Origin of the sequence: Dermacoccus nishinomiyaensis (assembly GCF_900447535.1) — a bacterium.
GTDB classification, from domain to species: Bacteria; Actinomycetota; Actinomycetes; order Actinomycetales; family Dermatophilaceae; genus Dermacoccus; species Dermacoccus nishinomiyaensis.
On record NZ_UFXX01000001.1, the window covers coordinates 2,507,856 to 2,524,735 of the forward strand.

At 65.1% G+C, this 16,880-nt stretch carries 17 protein-coding genes, 5 pseudogenes and 2 other annotated features; of the genes and pseudogenes, 14 read left to right on the plus strand and 8 right to left on the minus strand.

Annotation, left to right across the window (positions count from 1 at the left end):
* Nucleotides 1-46 precede the first annotated feature (46 nt).
* Nucleotides 47-532 carry an SLATT domain-containing protein gene (locus tag DYE07_RS11695; protein ID WP_172462999.1) on the plus strand — a complete coding sequence of 162 codons (486 nt, stop codon included), beginning with the start codon at nt 47-49 and terminating at the stop codon, nt 530-532.
* Complete coding sequence (locus tag DYE07_RS11700; protein ID WP_050786391.1) at nt 529-1,365, plus strand: nucleotidyltransferase domain-containing protein; 837 nt, start codon at nt 529-531, stop codon at nt 1,363-1,365. The genes DYE07_RS11695 and DYE07_RS11700 overlap by 4 nt, the downstream gene beginning before the upstream one ends.
* Before the next feature lie 56 nt (nt 1,366-1,421).
* On the opposite strand, the gene DYE07_RS11705 is transcribed toward DYE07_RS11700, so the two are convergent.
* From DYE07_RS11705 to DYE07_RS11725, 5 genes are all read right to left on the minus strand, one after another.
* Entirely contained in the window at nt 1,422-3,026 is a 1,605-nt protein-coding gene (locus tag DYE07_RS11705; protein ID WP_115297027.1) for an exonuclease domain-containing protein, read from the minus strand.
* Nucleotides 3,026-3,523 carry a hypothetical protein gene (locus DYE07_RS11710; RefSeq protein ID WP_115297028.1) on the minus strand — a complete coding sequence of 166 codons (498 nt, stop codon included), beginning with the start codon at nt 3,521-3,523 and terminating at the stop codon, nt 3,026-3,028. The genes DYE07_RS11705 and DYE07_RS11710 overlap by 1 nt, the downstream gene beginning before the upstream one ends.
* A 232-nt stretch (nt 3,524-3,755) precedes the next feature.
* Nucleotides 3,756-4,523: a hypothetical protein gene (locus DYE07_RS11715; RefSeq protein ID WP_115297029.1), complete on the minus strand. Its 768-nt coding sequence runs from the start codon at nt 4,521-4,523 to the stop codon at nt 3,756-3,758.
* A gap of 46 nt (nt 4,524-4,569) precedes the next feature.
* A protein-coding gene (locus tag DYE07_RS11720; RefSeq protein WP_115297030.1) for an IS3 family transposase occupies nt 4,570-5,828 on the minus strand; the annotation gives its coding sequence in 2 pieces (ribosomal slippage) (nt 4,570-5,546 and nt 5,546-5,828; 1,260 coding nt in all).
* Nucleotides 5,416-5,547: a sequence feature (AL1L pseudoknot), on the minus strand. Its footprint overlaps the gene before it by 132 nt.
* Nucleotides 5,829-5,842: 14 nt before the next feature.
* Entirely contained in the window at nt 5,843-6,424 is a 582-nt protein-coding gene (locus tag DYE07_RS11725; RefSeq protein WP_147286930.1) for a hypothetical protein, read from the minus strand.
* An 81-nt stretch (nt 6,425-6,505) separates the two neighbouring features.
* Between DYE07_RS11725 and DYE07_RS11730 the strand changes: the two are divergent.
* The 8 genes and pseudogenes from DYE07_RS11730 to DYE07_RS11765 form a co-directional block, all read left to right on the plus strand.
* A pseudogene (locus DYE07_RS11730) lies at nt 6,506-6,982 on the plus strand (helix-turn-helix domain-containing protein); the annotation flags it as partial.
* A gap of 133 nt (nt 6,983-7,115) precedes the next feature.
* Nucleotides 7,116-7,963: pseudogene (gene istA, locus DYE07_RS11735) on the plus strand (IS21 family transposase); the annotation flags it as partial.
* Nucleotides 7,964-8,007: 44 nt separating this feature from the next.
* Nucleotides 8,008-9,254, plus strand: a protein-coding gene (locus DYE07_RS11740; RefSeq protein ID WP_115297116.1) for an IS3 family transposase whose coding sequence is annotated in 2 segments (ribosomal slippage) — nt 8,008-8,287 and nt 8,287-9,254 — 1,248 coding nt in all. Because the reading frame shifts where the segments join, the coding sequence is not laid out codon by codon here.
* Nucleotides 8,286-8,414 (plus strand) — a sequence feature (AL1L pseudoknot). It overlaps the preceding gene by 129 nt.
* A 17-nt stretch (nt 9,255-9,271) precedes the next feature.
* Nucleotides 9,272-10,135 (plus strand): annotated as a pseudogene (locus DYE07_RS11745) (Mu transposase domain-containing protein); the annotation flags it as partial.
* Entirely contained in the window at nt 10,135-10,953 is an 819-nt protein-coding gene (istB, locus tag DYE07_RS11750) for an IS21-like element helper ATPase IstB (protein WP_074046616.1), read from the plus strand. The pseudogene DYE07_RS11745 and the gene istB, both read left to right, overlap by 1 nt.
* A 53-nt stretch (nt 10,954-11,006) precedes the next feature.
* Nucleotides 11,007-11,603 carry a YdhK family protein gene (locus tag DYE07_RS11755; protein WP_074046615.1) on the plus strand — a complete coding sequence of 199 codons (597 nt, stop codon included), beginning with the start codon at nt 11,007-11,009 and terminating at the stop codon, nt 11,601-11,603.
* Nucleotides 11,604-11,823: 220 nt separating this feature from the next.
* Entirely contained in the window at nt 11,824-12,681 is an 858-nt protein-coding gene (locus tag DYE07_RS11760) for a DUF4396 domain-containing protein (protein ID WP_115297032.1), read from the plus strand.
* A gap of 375 nt (nt 12,682-13,056) precedes the next feature.
* Nucleotides 13,057-13,653 (plus strand): annotated as a pseudogene (locus DYE07_RS11765) (IS630 family transposase); the annotation flags it as partial.
* A 2-nt stretch (nt 13,654-13,655) separates the two neighbouring features.
* Here DYE07_RS11765 and DYE07_RS11770 read toward each other — a convergent pair.
* The gene (locus tag DYE07_RS11770; protein ID WP_006947316.1) at nt 13,656-14,252 is read right to left on the minus strand and encodes a cadmium resistance transporter; all 597 of its coding nucleotides are present in this window, start codon (nt 14,250-14,252) and stop codon (nt 13,656-13,658) included.
* Nucleotides 14,249-14,609 (minus strand): annotated as a pseudogene (cmtR, locus tag DYE07_RS11775) (Cd(II)/Pb(II)-sensing metalloregulatory transcriptional regulator CmtR). Before cmtR ends, DYE07_RS11770 begins: the two are co-directional and overlap by 4 nt.
* A gap of 125 nt (nt 14,610-14,734) precedes the next feature.
* On the opposite strand from cmtR, the gene DYE07_RS15235 reads away from it, so the two are divergent.
* The gene (locus DYE07_RS15235; protein ID WP_256594831.1) at nt 14,735-15,007 is read left to right on the plus strand and encodes a helix-turn-helix transcriptional regulator; all 273 of its coding nucleotides are present in this window, start codon (nt 14,735-14,737) and stop codon (nt 15,005-15,007) included.
* Nucleotides 15,008-15,305: 298 nt separating this feature from the next.
* The gene (locus DYE07_RS14540; protein ID WP_147286931.1) at nt 15,306-15,893 is read left to right on the plus strand and encodes a hypothetical protein; all 588 of its coding nucleotides are present in this window, start codon (nt 15,306-15,308) and stop codon (nt 15,891-15,893) included.
* Between the two features lie 252 nt (nt 15,894-16,145).
* Here the strand turns inward: DYE07_RS14540 and DYE07_RS14545 are convergent, their stop codons facing one another.
* On the minus strand, nt 16,146-16,364 hold the full coding sequence (locus DYE07_RS14545) for a hypothetical protein (protein WP_147286932.1): 219 nt from the start codon (nt 16,362-16,364) through the stop codon (nt 16,146-16,148).
* 83 nt (nt 16,365-16,447) lie between these two features.
* Between DYE07_RS14545 and DYE07_RS11790 the strand changes: the two genes are divergently transcribed.
* Nucleotides 16,448-16,690, plus strand: coding sequence for a hypothetical protein (locus DYE07_RS11790; RefSeq protein WP_147286933.1), 243 nt, complete (start codon nt 16,448-16,450; stop codon nt 16,688-16,690).
* Nucleotides 16,687-16,880, plus strand: a 194-nt coding sequence (locus DYE07_RS14990) for a hypothetical protein (protein WP_218564388.1), incomplete at its 3' end; no start/stop codon positions are given. The genes DYE07_RS11790 and DYE07_RS14990, both read left to right, overlap by 4 nt.

A 16,880-nucleotide genomic window follows, 5' to 3' on the forward strand; every position in this document is an offset into this window, starting at 1 on the left:
CTTGGCCATGCAACCTTCGGCGCGGTCCCAGGATCGAAAGGGCGAGATGACTCCACTTGAACAGGAAGCGTCCAGGCTGGAGGAGAGCGCGAAGTTTGCCGCTCAAAGCCAGTTTGAAGCAGCCAAGTCTTGGCGGGCCTGGAACTGGGTTCTGGGAGGACTCGCCACCGGCGCGAGTGGCATCGGGGGTGTCCTCACGTTTGCTAGCGGCGACCTGCAAATGCTCGGCGGGGGCTTAGCCATCGCAGCCGCCCTATCCGCGGCGGTACTGACAACTTTACGCCCGGGAACACAGGCGGACGCTGCGCAGAGCGTCGCAAACGAGTACCTGGCGATCCAAGGTGACGCACGGCGGTTACGTCTGCTCGGCTTGCCAGACATGGACCCCTCCGCCTCTTACGAGTCGGTGAAGGCTCTCGCGGAGCAGTCCAAGCGGATCAATGCGCAGGCCGCACCACCCCCACGCTTCGCCTACCAGCGCGCGAAGACGAACATCGAAAATGGAGGCCAAACGCACGAGGTGGACGCGTGAGACCCGAGGACTTCTTGACTCAGGTCATCACGGACGCCACACCCACTGCCAGGGACCGTTCTGCGGCTGCACGGAACCGTGCTGCGCTGAACCGTTGGGCGGAGACCACCTTCATGGGCAACTACGGCTTCCGCGAAACGGGGTCTTGGTCCCATGGCACCGCCGTACGCAGCATGAGCGACGTCGATTACTTCCTCTCCCTACGCGGAGCTAGGCCCAGCGCAAGCAAAGACATCCTCGAATCGCTCCGCACCAGCCTGGCCACGCACCTCTGGAGAGCGACCGTCACTATCAACCGGCCAGCCGTTCGAGTGCAATTCAACGATGGCAGCCCCGACGTTGAAATCGTGCCCGCCTATCTGGACTTCATCTCAGACGACTATCTCATACCCGACCCTGTCTCAACGGGGTGGATTCGCAGCAACCCACGCAAGCACCTGGCCTACGTCGATAGCGCCCAATCTAAGGAACCCGGCGCGAAGAAATTCATGCGCCTGGTGAAGTCATGGAACCACCGCCAGAATGTGGGGCTGTCCTCGTTCTACCTAGAGATGCGCGCCGCCAAGCACGTCCTCAACAACCCGCCCCTCCTGTTGTTACATGACTTTTGCTGGTTGCTCGATGCGCTCCATGTTGGCGGGCTCGCCTCAATGAACGACCCGTCACAGTTCGACGGGCGCAGAATCGAGGCTTGCCCGCAGGTCAGCCGTACCGACAGGGCTCGACTAGTAGGCCTCTACGCAGACGCAGCCCGTAAAGCGCGAGAGCGAGCCAATGATGGCTCCTACGAAACTGCGCAGGTATGGCTAGATTTCATCTTTTACCCGGAGTAATCGAGCGCTGTTCGTTAATGTAGTCAACTGACGCGGCCTCCGGTAGACTAGGCGGTCTAGCACTTACAGCAAGTGCAGTGGTAGAGATCGTTCGAGCGCAAGACGTCGATCTTGCCGCAGTGCTGGCATCGGACTCGCTGCACGAGGTGGTCGCTGTCGACGGGGGCGTCCCCGAGCGCGTCCCGGTGCTTCGCTGTCGCGTCGAGTGCGAAGCGCTCGGCGTCATGCGTGCGCACGATGTGGGGGTCACCGTGTTCGGCGTAGAAGAGTTCGACCTCGGCGGGGGTGAGCCCTGCGCGCTGAAGCGCCTCGTCCTGGAGGCGGACCGCGGTGCGTGACCATTCGACCCAGTAGCAGGCACGGCAGATGCGTTCACCTTCGGCCGCTTTGGTTAGAACGTACTCCAGCCGGTAGTGCGCTTGGCAGCCGCAGGTGAGGCACTCGGTAAGGCGGTACGAGTTGGGGTGGGTGAAGCCTTCGAGTGGTCGTAATCCAGCCTGGGCGAGCATGCTGTCAATGTGCTCGACACACCATGTGGGTCGTGTGCGGGTGCGGAACGCAGCGGTCCTACCACAGTCCGCCTCACTGCACAGCTGTGTAGTGGCCTTTGCGGGAAGTTGCAGCGGCCGGAACGACGGTGTGCTGACCGGTTCCAGACCGGGACCGTCCGGCTTTGCTTTTGGCTGAACAGTCAGATGCTGAAGTTGCTCGTCCAGGGTGGACACGCCATCAAGGACTTGGAGGAAATCAGCTTCGGTCATCAACTCGATGTCTTGACCCTTGTCTTGCAGCGCAAACGCCTTGGCTGCCTTTCCAGAGACGTTCGCGCGGGGGCGAAGGCTGGCGGGGTTGAAGTCTCCGATGACGAGGACATTGGTCTTCTTCGTTGTGGTGGGTGCTGGTTGGCCACCGGCATCCGCGACGGCGTCCCAGGCCATCTGTCGTGTCATCGACATGAGTGCCCCGGTGAAGACCACGGTCCGGCCATAAAGGTAACCGGACGGGTCAGCGTCGGGGTTCGCATCAGGTAGAGCGAGTGCAGCGCTGCCCCCACGCGCTGTCGCGATGCTGACCGAGCCGGTGAACTGGTCGGCGCTCATGTGCCCGATCACGGTGCCGACAGATTCGGCGAGGATGGGAATGCTCGTGACGCCGAGCTGCTGAGCCATGAGCACGGCGACGCGTCCTGCGGCTTCTGCGTCGGCGAGGGCATGGTGGTGGTCGTTCACTTCCGCCCCGTAGGCGTCCAAGACGAAGGGGAGGCGGTATGAGGGTAGGCGCAGGTGGCGTCGGGCGGCGACGAGGGTGCAGAAGAAGTCGATGCGCGGCCAGGCGATCCCGTCGGCTGCGCATGCGTAGCGGATAACGCCGATGTCGAAGCTGGCGTTGTGGCTGACGACAATGTCGTCGCCGATGAACTCGACAATCTCGGTTAGGCGACCAGCCCATGACGGTTGGTCACGGACAGTGTCGGCGTCGATGCCGTGGAGTTGGGTGTTGAACGCATCGAAGTGTGATGCTGCCGCCGGGGGTCGGATGAGCCAGTAGGCGCGATCGACGGGGCGGCCCCCTCGGAACCTCACGAGGCCCACTGAGCAGGGTGATCCCCGGTAGGAGTTCGCTGTTTCGAAGTCGATGGCCGTGAAGTCGAGCCCGTCCATCAGGAGACCGTCCCAGTGAATAGGCTGATGACCTCTGATGGGAGGGCACGAATATCCGGCTCGTTTAGCTCGGCGGGCATCATCCACGGCGTATCCCCGGTCCGAGGATGCGTGGTTCGGCGAACTCTCTCACGTTCCGTCTCCAGCCAATCGCGCCACACGCGTCGAAGGTAGTTGGCAGACGCGAGGGCTCGCTCGCTTGGCGTGTCAGTGGTGGCCGGCGTAAACGTACGCGCGGGCACCGCATCCGGGACCGCTAGGTTCGCGTTGCGCGTCTTGTGCTTGTATGCGGCAATGGCCGAGAGGATTTCGGCGTGCAGGGCGGTGGTGCGTTCCTCCAGAAGAGAGAGACCATCGAAGTTTGCGGCGGGCCGCTTGTCGCCGATGGAGCTGCCGTCGGTCAGTAGCACGTAGCGCTCCGTAAGGAGATTGTTAAAGGTCGACTCGAAGTCGGGAGCGGCTCGATCAAGAACAACGGCGTTGGTGTGGTCGACCATCGCTGTCCCAGTTCGGGACGTTAGCCAGACCGCCCACTGAGCGGCTCCGGGGTGCGCGTCAACAACTGCGAATCCAAGCATGGTGGGAGCCTATCTCTCGGCCGCTCCAGCGGTGGTCTTTCGAAATTGGCGGGCTGCCGCAGTTGGGGAGTGCCTTAACGTCCGGTGCGCGGCACGGGAGCACTCGGCCGGGCAGTTCGCGTCTTTGCGCTCGGCGCGACACGCAACGGCCTCAGCTTCCGGCTAGCACTTCAGCTGCCTCGTCAAGGAACAGTCCGTCTCCGTTGGGCAGTACGAGCGCGGGTGCGGTCTTGTTCGGCTGGTTCTGTTCGGTGAGGGCGCCGGTGGTGCTGGCGTAGGCACCAGTAGTGGGCACTCTTGCGTCGCGGTTCCGCGAGGATGCGTTGCCGTAGAGGTGGCCCGTGGTGACTGCGGTGTTGTTCAGGTCCCATGACATGGTCACCGGGTCTGTCCAGATGCCGCGGGTGATCTTGTTCTGCACGGTGTCGTAGAGCAGGCCATTACTCAGGATGGCCTGGGTGCGGTCGGCAGAGATGGCCTGGGGTTGGGTCTCATCCCCGATGCTGCTCTCATCGAACCGGTCCGGGTTGCCTTGGCGCGGGTAGGCGCCCCTAGCGGCGGGTTTCAGGTCGGTTCCGTAAGGGACATAGATGACGTCGCCATTGGTTGGCCCATCGACGCTGAGCACGATCTTTCCGTTGGTGGTCCAGGCCATCGCGTGAATGGCGCGGTCCTGCCCTTCGTCACCGGCGATGCCGCTGGATGCGTCATGGCCGTTCGCATACAGACGAGTCGTCGGCTTACCTTCAGTGCCGCCGACGAGCTCGAGTGGCATGACCTTGCCGCCGTTGACGCTGGCGCCGATGATGCGCCCACCGTGTTGCGGCGCGAGCGTAGTGTAGGTGTTCTTAGTGGGGTCATAGAATGATCCGCTTCCCTCGCCGTTACGTGTGGCAATCGCGAAAATGACGTCGCCCATCCATACGGCGTTGAAGCTGTGAAGCGCCCTGGGTTTCGTTCCGCGCTTATGTGGTGACGAGGGTGCTCGTGTGGGATTGATCGTAAGCCGCTTCGACCTCGACTGGGGTGCGGTAGCCGAGGGCTTCGTGCAGGCGCTGGTGGTTCCACCAGCTCACCCACTCCAACGTCGCCAACTCAACCGCCGACGTCGACGGCCACGTCGTGCGCGAGTAGATCAGCTCGGCCTTGTACAAGCCGTTCACCGTCTCAGCCAAGGCGTTATCGTACGAATCGCCCACTGTCCCAACGGAAGGCGCAACGCCGTGCTCGGCCAACGTGTCGGTGTACGCCAGCGAAACGTACTGGACTCCGCGGTCACTGTGATGCACGAGCCGCCCGCCCTGACGCGCCGCCGGGGTCGTGGTGATCGCCTGCTGCAACGCGATCAGCGGCAATGCCTGCGTCGTCAGCGATGACGCGACCGACCAGCCCACGATCTTCCTTGTGCACGCATCGGTGATGAACGCCGTGTACGCGAACCCACCGACGGTGCGCACGTACGTGATGTCCGCAACCCACAGCTCGTTCGGCGCCATCGCGTGGAAGTCACGCTCGACCAGGTCCGGGCGGTGATCGGGCAGCTTCGACGCGACGGTCGTGAACGGGCGACGCCCGCGCCGAACACCGTGCAGCCCAGCGACTTTCATGAGCCGGGCGGTCTGATCACGCCCGATCATCCAGCCCCGGCGGCGCATCGCGTGCCACATCTTGCGCTGGCCGTACACGCCGTAATTCTGGGCGTGAAGGCGTTTCACTTCCTCCACGAGGACATCGTCGCGGATCGCTCGCGCGCAGCGCGGGCGCGTCTTCGCGGCCCGGTAGCCGCGGGAGGTGGGGGCACCTCCCGCTTGCGGGGGAATGAACCCACAGTCCGTCGCGCGCAGAACGCGACAGATGGACTCGACCCCGAACTGACCCTTGTGTTCGTCGATGAACCGGATCATCTCGTCGTGGGGCGGTCGAGTTCCGCTGCGAAAAAAGCCGATGCTTTCTTCAAGATCTCGTTCGCGCGCCGTGTCTCTGCGAGTTCGCGGCGAAGGCGCCGGTTCTCTTCCTCGAGCGACTCACGCGGCGCTGCCGCGCCCGCCATGGCTAGTTGTTCGCCGACACGGGGCATCCAGTTACGGATGGTCGCCGGCGCGATGCCGAGCGAGGCTCCGACAGCGTCCATCGCGACCCGCTGTGAGCATGCTTCGGCGGCGCGCTTGTCGAGCACCATCCTGACGGCGTGCTCACGCAAGTCCTGGTCGTACTTCTTGGGCATGGTCCGATTCTCCTTCAGGTGGGTCGGAACCAAACCCAGGGCGCTTCACTGTCGACGGAAGGCACCGATAGGGGCGTCGTGGTGATGGTGCCCCCGCTGAGCTTTACCAGGACAGAGCCGCCGCTAAACCCGCCCGTGTCGAGCAATAGGGCGGGACTGGGGTGTGTGATGGTCACCCACTGGGTGCGGGTGCCGTCCATTAGCTTCTTGTTCACGACGGGAGAGACAGTGACCTTCTTGGTGGCCGGGTCGAGGGCGACAATGTGCACGTCTCGGCTGCCGGTGGCAGGGTCGGTGCCGGTGGCCATGGGGAACCAGGCGCGGTCCTGATACCAGGTTGCGCCTGCCTCGGGCACCGGTACGAGCGGTGCGAGGTCTTTGACCTGGGTGCTCGACCATGCCGCGGTGGAGGAGAACCCGTCGACGGGGGTGATCTTGGGTGAGTTCGCTGTGGTCGGCGCGCTACCAGTGCCGCTGATGCTTGCCTTGGCCGGTTCTTTGTCGCCTCCGCAGGCTGCCAGGGCGCCGAGTGCGCCGGTCATGGCGAGGGTGAGGACGCTGCGGCGCGCGAGGATTGGTGTGGGTGACTTGTTCATGGTGGCGGCCCTTTCTGCGTGGTGGTGGTGGCAGCTAGTGTCGCGCGTCATTAATTCGTTGACAGTATGGGATGGTGGCATATGCCGTCACCTGTGCTGGAGATCATCGAAGAGGACCGTGCGACCCTGACCTCGTGGACACGGTCGCGGACGTTGCCGGCGGGACGTGCGCAGCGTGCGCGGATCGTGCTGGCCGTCGCGGCGGGGACGGGCACCTCGGCAGTGGCGCGGCATGTCGGGGTCTCGCGTCCGACTGTGATCAAGTGGCGTGACCGGTTCGCCGTCGACGGGCTCGCTGGCCTCGAGGACGAGGAGCGTTCGGGCCGACCGAAACGCATCGATGATGCTGTGATCATCGCCACCACGCTCGAGCCGCCACCGGCCAAACTCGGGGTGACGCATTGGTCCTCGCGGTTGCTGGGCAGGCACTTGGGGATCGGGGATGCCACCGTCGCCCGTGCCTGGCGCAAGTACGGGGTCAAGCCATGGCGGCGGGAGACGTTCAAGTTCTCCACAGACCCGGAGCTGGAGGCCAAGGTCCGCGACGTGGTGGCTGTGACAGGTTGGTGTGGCCCCACTGTGACGGTCTGATCTGGCCCCATGTGCGACTTGCCGGGGCGGTTATGACGGTTTGATCTGGCCCCACCCGAACCTTGGCTTCATCTACTGGTTTCGAGCGATCGGGGTTGGGATGGAGTCACGGGTGGAGTTGTTCGCGGCGATCCGCCGGGACGCGCGGGTCGAGGGCCTGGGCGTTCGGGCGCTGGCCAACCGGCACGGGGTGCATCGGCGCACGGTGCGGCAAGCCCTGGCGTCGGCGACACCGCCGGCACGGAAGACGCCAATCAGGTCTTCACCGCGGTTGGATCCGTTCAAGGACACGATCGACGCCATGCTGCGCTCCGATCTGGAAGCACCGCGCAAGCAGCGGCACACCGCGACCAGGATCCTGGCGCGGCTCATCGACGAGTACGCCGCGACCGACTTGTCGTATTCGACGGTGCGGGACTACGTGCGGGTCCGGCGCGCGGAAATTGATGTGGAGGCCGGTCGCCGTGTCGAGGAGGCGTTCGTCCCGCAGGAACACGCACCGGGCGAGGAAGCCGAGGTGGACTTCGGCGAGGTCTACGTGATCTTGGCTGGGGTGAAGACCAAGTGCCACATGTTCATCTACCGCCTGTCTTTCTCTGGGAAGGCGGTGCATCGGGTCTACCCGACTGCGCGCAGGAAGCATTCCTGGAGGGCCACATCGACGCTTTCGAAACGTTGGGCGGGGTCCCGACCCGGCACATCCGGTATGACAACCTGACCTCCGCAGTGCTGGCGGTCCTGCATGGCGGTGACCGTCGCCGCAAGGAGAACGACAGGTGGGTGCTGTTCAAATCGGCGTACGGGTTCGACTCGTTCTACTGCCAGCCCGGCATCGCCGGCGCGCATGAGAAGGGCGGCGTCGAAGGTGAGGTCGGCTGGTTCCGCCGCAACCACCTGACCCCGATGCCCGAGGTCGGCTCCCTGGACGAGCTCAACGACATGAATCGCTCCGGGTCTGGTGGAGGCTCTGATCCAACGGAAGGATGCAGAGCATGCCCGCACCACGGAAGTACCCCGACGAGCTCCGCGAACGCGCCACGCGGATGACGCTGGAAGCCCGTCAAGACCCCGCCACGAGGACCGGAGCATTCCGCCGCGTAGGAGAACAGCTCGGGATCAATCCCGAGACGCTGCGCAACTGGGTCCGCCAAGCCGAGATCGACCACGGCCACCGCCCCGGAATCACGACCAGCGAAGCCGCCCGGGTGGCCGAGCTGGAGAAGGAGAACCGTGAACTACGGCGGGCGAACGCGATCCTGCGCTCGGCGTCGGCTTTCTTCGCGGCGGAGCTCGACCGCCCACAGCGCTGATCGTGGACTACATCGACGAACACAAGCACGAGTTCGGTGTCGAGCCGATCTGCGCCACGCTGTCCGCGGCAGGCACACAGATCGCACCGAGCACGTACTACGCGGCCAAGACGCGCACTCCTTCAGTGCGCAGCCTGCGCGATGAGCAGGTGCTCGTGGAAATCCGGCGGGTGCATGAGGCCAACTACGGGGTCTACGGGGCCCGGAAGGTCCACGCGCAACTGCGGAGGGAGGGCCTGCAGGTGGCCAGGTGCACGGTGGAGCGGCTCATGCGAGCCGCAGGCCTGCGCGGGATCAGCCGCGCGAAGGGACCGAGGACCACGGTCCCAGGCCGCGGCCCGGATGAGCGTCAAGACCTGGTCCAGCGAGACTTCACCGCGGCGGCTCCGAACCAGCTGTGGGTCGCTGACATCACCTACTGCCGCACTTTCAGCGGATGGGTGTACGCCGCGTTCATCATCGACGTGTTCTCCCGACGGGTGCTGGGCTGGCAGCTGTCGAAGTCGCTGCGCACGGACCTGGCCCTGGACGCGTTGGAGATGGCGTTCTGGACGCGTCAGCGCGCAGGCCAAGACGTGGCCGGGCTACGGCATCACAGCGATAAAGGAGTCCAGTACGTCGCCGTGCGATACACCCAGCGGCTGGCCGAGGCCGGCGCAGTCGCCTCAGTCGGCTCGACGGGGGACTCGTATGACAATGCCCTCGCGGAGGCGTTCAACTCGCTGTTCAAGGCGGAGCTGATCCGGAACAAGGGGCCATTCAAGTCCATCGAGGACCTGGAGATCGCGGTCGCGGAGTACATCGACTGGTTCAACCATCGTCGTGTGCACGGCGAGATCAGGCTGGTCCCTCCGGTCGAGTTCGAGGACGTCTACCATCATGAGAACCCCGTGCCGGCGCCCGCCGGGACGGCACTTACGAGCCTCTAACAAACCCGGGGCGATTCAACAAGATCCGTGGATGGGAAGCCGACGACGACAGCCGGCGGATCGACGGGAAGCTGGCCACCATCGGTGTCGATTACGCTGCTGAACGAAACCTGTTGGCACCGTTGCCGATCGACAGGTTCGACCCCGGGCTGGTTTTGCACCCACGCGTCGACCGATCCGCGATGATCACCGTGCGGATGATGAAGTACTCGGTGCCCGCGCACCTGATCGGCCGCAAGGTCCGCGTCTCGCTACGCGCCTCGCACCTGGTCGTGTTCGACGGCCACACCCTGGTGGCCACCCACCCGCGGGTCGCCGCCCGCGGCGGGCGCGTCGTCGACCTGGACCACTACCTGGAAGTCCTGCGACACAAGCCCGGCGCGTTACCGGGCTCGACCGCCCTGGCCGATGCCCGCGCCAAGGGAACATTCACGCCCGCGCATGACGCGTTCTGGGCCGCCTCCCGCAGGGTCAACGGCGACACCGATGGCACCAAAGAGCTCATTGACGTTCTGCTGCTGCACCGCTGGTTGCCGGCCGACGCCGTGGTCGCCGGCATCACGGCCGCCTTGCGGGTGGGGGCGGTGACCGCCGAGGTCGTCGCGGTCGAAGCCCGCCGGCACGCGGCAACCTGTGACGCTGGCATCGGCGGCGAAGGTGGGGCCAGTTCTGATGGTCACCTTGTTGCTCACGACGGTGTTCATGAGCAACGCGTTGTCAGTCTCACACAACGACGCTTGACTGACCCGGCTGCGGTGATCGCCGGTCTTCCGCCGGATACCCGGCCGGTTCCTTCGGTGGCCGTCTACGACCAACTTCTGCCGCGACGCCGCACCACCACCGCCGCCGCGCAGGGCCCGACGAAAGCGAGTACCAGCTGATGCCCACTGCGCCCGGGACCGCGATCACTCCGACTCTGCGGCGACGACGCGGCCTGACCGAGGAAGCCGCCCTGGCCGCCGTCGACCAAGCCTGCCGCCGGTTGCGGCTGCCGACGATCCGGGCGGTGCTGGATGAAGCGATCGGCGTGGCCAAGAAGGAACAGCTGTCGTATCCGGGGTTCCTGGCCGAACTGCTCCTGGCTGAGGTCGACGATCGCGATCGCCGCTCGTCGATGCGTCGTGTGAAGGCGGCGCAGTTTCCCCGCAGCAAATGGATCGGTGACTTCGACTTCACCGCGAACCCGGCGATCGAGGCAGCGACCATCCACCAGCTCGCCAAGGGCGACTGGATCCGCAAAGGCGAACCCCTGTGCCTGATCGGCGACTCGGGCACGGGCAAAACCCACCTGCTCATCGGGCTGGGCACCGCGGCCGCCGAGCAAGGTCACCGGGTGCGCTACACGTTGGCCACCCGATTAGTGAACGAACTCGTCGAAGCCGCCGACGATAAGATCCTCGCGAAAACCATCGCCCGCTACGGCCGCGTCGACCTGCTCATCATCGACGAGCTTGGCTACATGGAACTAGATAGCCGCGGCGCGGAACTCTTGTTTCAGGTCCTCACCGAACGTGAGGAGAAGAACTCAATCGCGATCGCGTCCAACCAAAGCTTCAGCGGCTGGACCGACACGTTCACCGATCCCCGCCTATGTGCCGCGATCGTGGACCGGCTCACCTACCACGGCACCATCATCGAAACCGGCACCACCAGCTACCGACTCGCCCACAGCCAGGCAACGGTGCAGGCAGCGCGATGACGCGTGTACCCCCACCTTCCACCATATACCCCCCTGGGGTATATGGTGGAAGGATGGACATCTCGAACTCGAAACTGCCCCGACGACTCTTGCTGACACTGGCGGCTACCGGAGCTGCCGCTGCGCTGGCCGCGTGCTCGGGCGGTTCCGGTGATCAGGCCGGCACCGGTTCCAGCACCCCCATAAGCCACATGTCGATGAGCTCGTCCACCATGCCGATGCACCACGGCGACGGTGGTCCCGTCCCGGTCGGGATGAAGCCGGCTGCGCATCCCACGTACCCGGTCGGTAGCACGGTGATTCTGACCGCGAATCACATGGCGGGCATGAACGGTGCCCGGGCCACCGTCGTGGGGGCGTACTCCACCTTTACGTACGCGGTGAACTACACCCCCACTACCGGCGGGCCGGCGGTCAAGGACCACAAGTGGGTGGTGCAGCAAGAAATCAAGAACGCCGGCACTGGCCGGCTCGCCGACGGAACGAAGGTGGTCTTGACCGCCGACCACATGCCCGGCATGAAGGGCGCGACCGCCACGATCGCCAGTTCGACCGACCAGACCGTCTACGTCGTCGACTACACCGCCGGTGGTATGACAATGAAGAACCACAAATGGGTCGTCCAGGACGAGATGAAACCCGCAAAATGAGCGACCCAGTCGCCGCTCGGCGACGACCTGACCCAGTCTCGATGACCTCGGCGAAGGAGCGAAGCCCCATGACCATGCGGACAGCAAACGCGGTGAGGGCCACCGGTGAAGGCGCGTGGCGGACCGCTCCGCCACCCGGCAATGCCCGGCGTTTCGACTCGGTGATTCGGTCGGCGGGCCCCCAAGTTTTAGGCGGCGGGCAGTGATTCTCGACGGGGTAATGCTGCTGTGGTTCATCCAGGTCGCGATCGCAGTTGCGTTCGTCGCCGTCGACATCCACACCACCCCCGAGGCCACGGTGATGAAGTGGGGGTTCGTGATCATCACCGCGTTCAGCGGCCTATTCGGGGCGCTGCTGTACGTGCTCAGCTGCCGCGAACCGCTGCCCGGCACCCACGAGCTGTACGTCGCTGCGAAATGGCGGCAGGTGGTCGGCTCCACCATGCACTGCGTGGCCGGCGACGGGATCGGGATCCTGGCCGCCGCAGTCATCACCTCCCGGCTGGGCCTGCCGATGTGGGCGGACGTGCTGTGCGAGTACGCGCTCGGGTTCATCTTCGGATGGACAGTGTTCCAGGCCCTGTTCATGAAGAGCATGTTCAGCTCCTACCGGCGGTCGCTGACCGGCACCTTCATGTCCGAGCTGCTGTCGATGAACACGGTGATGGGCGGGATGACCGCGGTGATGGTGCCCTGGATGACCCACAACATGGACGCGATGAGCCCGACCGGGCCGACGTTTTGGTTCGTTATATCGATCTCGCTGTGCGCCGGGTTCGTCGTGGCGCTGCCGATGAACTGGTGGTTGGTGGATCACGGCCTCAAGCACGGCATGATGACGGTTCGCCCCGACGGCACCCCGGTTCCGCAGGCGGCCGCGGTAGCGGCGGCCAGCGCGGCGCTCAGCGGATACCGGCTCGTCCCGGCCACCACGCCGCCGGCCGAGACACCGCACCAGGCGATGCCCGACCGGCCCAGTCGGGGCAAGCTGGCGTCGATGACCCTGGTCAGCTTCCTGGTCTTCGCCGCCGGGTTCCTGATCGCCGGACTACTGGGAACCCTCACCATGACGCGCTAGCAGCCGTCCTTCGCCTCCCGCGACGGTTCACTCCGCGCCACACCGAGGGGGCGGATCAAACGGTCACGGGACTTGATCTGCGAGGGCTTGGCATAGATCTCCTTACGGTCCTGGCCGCAGCCGGGGTGCAGCCACCATGCCAGCCCCACCGGCTGGCCCGGCTGAGCGAGCACGAACGTCGGTGGTCCCGGTGAAGCTGCGATCCTTCCCTGCTGGCTGGCCGTGAGGACGGATGCGGGTGATTCTCGCCGACACGCCGGTCGCCGCGACGGCGGGCATACAGCACGTCGTCGTCGGCGAACACTTACCGGCGATTCACTTCCGGCGGGGCCGGATCAAACCGTCACCCTGGGGCCAAACGAGGTTGACAGAATCAACGTGGTCGGGCTGTACCTGAACCCACCGGAGAAGGCGGTCGTGCTGTGCGTGGATGAGAAGTCCCAGATCCAGGCCTTGAACCGGACCGCGCCGATCCTGCCGCTGCGACCAGGCTTGCCGGAGAAGGCGACCCACGACTACAAGCGCAATGGCACCACCACGCTGTTCGCCGCTCTCGAGGTAGCCACCGGTGCGGTGACCGACCAGTGCTACGACCGGCACGGTAAGGCCGAGTTCCTCGACTTCCTCAAGAAGGTCGCCAGGGCTTACCCGCGCCGGGAGCTGCACGTGGTCCTGGACAACTACCACACCCACAAGCACGAGGACATCAAGCAGTGGCTGGCCAAGCACCCGCGGATCACGTTGCACTTCACCCCGACCAGCGGGTCCTGGCTCAACCTCGTCGAGGTTTTCTTCGGGATCATCACCCGACAGGCCATCCGCCGCGGCTCCTTCGACAGCGTCAAGCAACTCGTCACAGCGATCAGCACCTTCATCGACGGCTGGAACGAGCGCTGCCACCCATTCATCTGGACCAAGACCGCCGAGGAAATCCTGCCCCACGCCACCCGTCAAACCAGTTCAGGCGCGTGACATCAGAGACCGAACGCGCCGCCGCCGACGAGGATTGCGACGCCCAGTCCGATCAGGACGATGGGGAAGAGGATGTGCTCCCGCCGTTCGAGGACCTCGGCGATGGGTCGACGCGTGGCGACGAACTTGGCGGTGGCCACCAGCACTGCCACGAGCACGAGGAAAACGATGCAGAAGGTGATGACAGCGGGAGTACTGATGTTGAGGAAGACCGGGACGTAAACGCCGATGTTGTCCCCACCGTTGGCGAAGGTGACGCCGGCGACGGTCGCCACGGCAACGCTCTTACCTGACACGGCGGCATCATCGTCGTCGCCCTCGCCGCGGTAGACCTCCCACGCAGCCCAGAGACCCAGCGCGAGGGGGATGAGCCCAAAGTAGGGAATCGCCTCCTCTGGCAGCGCCCACCCCGCCCCCAAGGTCACCACGAGTGCGGCGGCGAGGATCCCGACGAAGCCAAGGTATTGCCCGGCCAAGATCTTCGCGGTCGTCCCGGGGCGTCCGGCACCTCGGGCGAAGAAGAGCGAGAGCACGATGATGTCGTCGATGTTGGTCGCGATGAAGAGCCCGATCGCTTGGAGCAGCGCCGCGGCCGTCATGCGCCGGACCTGCCGTCGTGGCAACCAGGCACCTCGCAGGCGACGTCGAGGCAGGGGGCGTCCGCGTCGACGGCCAGCTTGACCTCGACCAGCTCGGTGAGCGCACGTGCGAGGTGGGGGTCAGCGATCTCGTAAAGGGCCTGGCGGCCCTCATGGGTGCCGACCACGATCCCGCAGTCCCGCAGGCAACCCAGGTGGTTCGACACATTCGAGCGCGTCAGGGTCTAGCGCGTTGGCGAGCTCTGCCGGATGCGCGGGGCACGCCAGAAGCGACAGAAGGATCCGTGAACGCGTGGGGTCGGCCATCGCCCGGCCCAGACGCTGCATGGCGTCCAAGCGGGAAGCAAGAGTCAGCATGCACTGAACGATACAGTAACCGCTGAACTACAATCGCCCCACCCAACTCGTCAAACAAGTTCAGACGCGTGACACTAGGGGGTAGCACTTCCAACCCCCGCCATGAAAGTACATGACTATGTACTGTGCGTGCGGGGGGCAGCCCAGAACGTGGGAGGCGTGCCGTCACCCGAACCAGACCTAAGCCGCCTGCGAGATATCTTGTCACCGCCCGCGCGGAGTCGGGGATGACGTTCGAGCAGCTCGCTGAAGCATCCGGCCTGCACCGGCAAACCCTCACCAACATCGCCCGCGGCGCAGCGAAGGGCGACTTGCGCACCTGGCTCATGCTGGCAAGGGCCTTCGACGCGACTCTTGACGAGCTCCTGGCGCCAGTGTGGCATGACTCAGCATCCTGAGGCACCCGCCCATACCCCGGACGCGAAATTGAGCGAAGCGCTGCCCCGGAAGGCGGAGTTGTGGACTGGGAAGCGTCCACCGTTCGACCCGCCGACATGGGTGACACCGAATGGTTGAAATGCCTGGAGGCCGGTCGCGTCGTCGGCGTCACGGTACGCGGTGTGGTCGCCGTGGCAGTAGCGGAAACGCTCAACTCTCTTTTGCGGGGTTGCCCTGATCGGGACGTGCCAGGCGTGCAAACGGCCCTGCAAAGGCACATGTGCGAGACCATCAGGCTTGGGCGCGAGCTGCCTAAATATGACGAAGCAGATTTACTACTACGGTCGCCGGGAAACCGCGCCACTACTGGGAAGTCGACTTCTTCTCGGACTGCTGCGACGCGTTCGAGAAGAGGTGGACCAGCCTGAGCTGACCCGCATCGTTGATCAGGGTGTTCCCGTGACCGAAGGAACCCTTGTTGCGGCTGCACCGGCTCTTGATCGAGCAGGTGCTGTGCACGCTGCCCGCGAACTCGTTGACCTGTTGATCGACAATGCAGCAACGACCGCACCGAGCCGTGGCGGCAAGGACGTGAGTCTGCTGCTGCATGGGAGTGGGCGCGCCTACCGGGTGACGCCCCTGACGCAGCGAGACATGGTGCGCACAGTCATCCCCCCGGATGGCACCCCGATCGCGAATAAGGACATCCGCGAAGCCGTCAAGGAACAGTTCGGCGACGCGGCACCAACCGACAATCAGATCGACCAGACGATTGTCCGGCCTGCGCCGCGACAAGGAACTGCGGCGCGTCTCGCATGGCGTCCAAGCCGGCGACGGAGTTGTTCGGTCACGAGCCCTACCCGACCGATCCGGGCCGCAAGCGGGCTCGGAGCTAGGAGCACGTGAATACATGAGTGAGCACCCGTATCGGGTGCACCCAGAAAAGACGAAAGCTCCCGCCGCCAGCGTCAACTGGCGATACGAGAGCCGTCATCAAGGTCTTGGAACCGCCCTTCGATGCTACGGCACCCCCAGCGGGCACGCAATCATCACTCCTGGGGTGCCCCATGCCCAAAACTCTCCGAACCGCGCATGACCCACACGTCTGCGTCGAGCGCGTCTTCCAGCGCGGCGAGTGTCGCGACGTCGCACCACGTCTCACCGCGGAGCACTCGCGTCACCGTCGTGTGCGCGACATTGGCGCGCGCCCGCGACGCTACGCACGGACTCGCCGGACGCGTGGAGGTGGTCACGCAGGCTGCGGCACGTCGCTTGCACGCGTTCTACGTGCGGTGGGGCGTCGTCGCGCAGCACCGCATCGGGCCAGCTGCCACTCGCGACGTAGCGGGCTGTGCGCGGTGTGCGGGCGTCACTCATGCACCCCATTTTGCCCGGAATTTCGGGGTTGTCGGTGCCTACACCTCTAATGGTGCACATGAGCACCACTTGGGGATGGGCGCATGACCGCCACGCGACCGGCACCACTGACTCTCGACCAGGCCGATGTGCTGGTGGCCGCCATGAGTGATACGCCGCTATCGACCGCCATCCGCGTCCTCATCGCCACCTGGCGCGAGCGTGCCAGTGCGGGCGACATGTCGCCTCAGACCGTCGACAAGTTCACCCTGCTCATGGGCGATTCGACCGCTACGCCTACGCGACGGGCGCCCTCATTTGCGCCGACGTCACCCCCGACCTCGTGAGCGATTTCATCCGCGCGCACGGTCGTGACAGGCAGGGCAACGAAGCGCCACCATCGGTATCGACGCAGCATCAGCGACGCAGCGTCATCCGGCTGTGGGCCCGCGACGCGATCGTCGCCGGGTACCTCCTCGCTGATCCGACGCTGCACCTCGATCTCCCGCCCCGTAGCCGGTCGCTGACACGCCCGGT